Here is a 1,963-nt window from a genome sequence, read left to right as displayed (position 1 = left end):
TCCCTCATGGTGAGCTAGTCGAACCACGCACCAATGTAGCAGACTTCACGAAACCGGCTTCAAGCCTTGTTCTTGTTGTAGACGTCGAAGATAACCGCAGCGAGCAGAACGAGACCCTTGATCACCTGCTGCCAGTCGATATTGACGCCCATGATCGACATGCCATTGTTCATCACACCCATGATGAAGGCGCCGATCACCGCACCCATGACCTGACCGACACCACCCATGGCCGATGCGCCGCCGATGAAGACCGCAGCAATCACGTCAAGCTCGAAGCCAAGGCCCGCCTTTGGCGTCGCCGTGTTGAGACGTGCTGCAAAGATCAGCCCGGCGAGAGCGGCGAGTACACCCATGTTGACAAAGGTCAGGAATGTCAGCCGTTCGGTCTTGATGCCGGAGAGCTTTGCCGCCTTTTCATTGCCGCCCATGGCGTAGATGCGGCGGCCGACGGTCATGCGTTTGGTCACGAAGACGAAGAGCGCGATCAAGAGAGCCATGACGACCAGAACGTTCGGCAGACCCTTATAGGACGAGAGAAGATACGTCAGAAACAGGATGATGCCGCCGATGATCAGATTCTTGGATATGAAGAGGGCGAATGGTTCACCCTCATAGCCGTGCTTTTCACGCTTCGCGCGGCCGCGAATACTGGAATAGATCATCAGTGCGACGAGTGCGATGCCAACAAGCATCGATGTGATGTTGAAGCCGGGATTTGCAAAAACGTCAGGAATGAAGCCTGAGCTCAGGAGCTGGAATTGCGGTGGGAATGGCCCGACCGACTGACCGCCTAGCAGCCAGAGTGCAAGACCGCGAAAGACCAGCATGCCCGCAAGCGTCACGATGAATGAGGGGATCTTGTGATAGGCGATCCAGTAGCCCTGCGCCGCCCCAATGGCGCCGCCCATGGCGAGACAGATGATTGCCGCTGGGATATAATGGATATGCCATTGCACCATCATTACGGCAGCAAGCCCGCCGATAAATCCCGAAACCGACCCCACCGAGAGATCGATGTGTCCGGCGACGATAACCAGCAGCATGCCGAGTGCCATGATGATGATATAGCTGTTCTGCAACACCAGATTGGTGAGGTTGACCGGCTTGAAGAGAACGCCGCTCGTTGTGTACTGGAAGAAGAGCATGATGRGGATCAAGGCGAGCACCAGGCCATATTCCCGGAAATTGCCTTTCAGCGCGGAGCCATCCGTCTTGAAGTCTTTTTTACCTTGGGTTGCTGCAGTTTCGACGGTCATGATGCTTTCCCTTCAGCACGAATAATGGCGCGCATGATTTTTTCCTGGCTGGCTTCGCTGGCCGGCATTTCGCCGACGAGCCTGCCCTGGTTCATCACGTAGATCCGGTCGCAGACGCCGAGCAGCTCTGGCATTTCCGACGAGATCATCAGCACGCTTTTGCCTTCGCTTACCAGTTGGTTGATGATCGTATAGATTTCATATTTCGCGCCGACATCGATGCCGCGCGTGGGTTCGTCAAGGATCAAAAGGTCCGGGTTGGCAAACAACCATTTCGAAAGAACGACTTTCTGCTGGTTGCCGCCGGAGAGATTGCCGGTCTTTTGATAAATGCTTGACGAACGGATATTGGTCTTGCGGCGATATTCATTCGCGACTTTCAGTTCGGCCATGTCATCCAGCACGCCGCTATGTGAAACGCCGTCCAGATTGGCGATCGTGGTATTGTGCTTGATATGATCGATCAGGTTGAGGCCATAGGTCTTGCGGTCCTCGGTGACGTAGGCGATCCCGTTGTCAATCGCTTTGCCGATGGTCGAAACATCGACCTGCCTGCCATTGATGAAGACCTCGCCACTGATGTTCCGCCCATAGGCCWTGCCGAACACGCTCATGGCGAATTCGGTGCGGCCAGCGCCCATCAGCCCGGCGATGCCGACGACTTCACCCTTCCGCACATTGAGATTGATACCATTGATGACGAC

General features: G+C 55.4%; 2 protein-coding genes. Both read right to left on the bottom strand.

Features of this window, described 5'->3' with window-relative positions; all coding sequences use genetic code 11:
- Window positions 1-59 precede the first annotated feature (59 nt).
- A complete protein-coding gene (gene mmsB, locus ACXJ5O_RS25505; RefSeq protein WP_457302345.1) occupies window positions 60-1,259 on the bottom strand; it encodes a multiple monosaccharide ABC transporter permease in 1,200 nt (399 codons plus the stop codon).
- On the bottom strand, window positions 1,256-1,963 hold a 708-nt coding region (locus tag ACXJ5O_RS25500), incomplete at its 5' end, for an ATP-binding cassette domain-containing protein (protein ID WP_457302344.1). The genes ACXJ5O_RS25500 and mmsB, both read right to left, overlap by 4 nt.

The organism is Phyllobacterium sp. P5_D12 (assembly GCF_054049495.1).
This window is presented reverse-complemented; position numbering and strand designations above follow the sequence as displayed.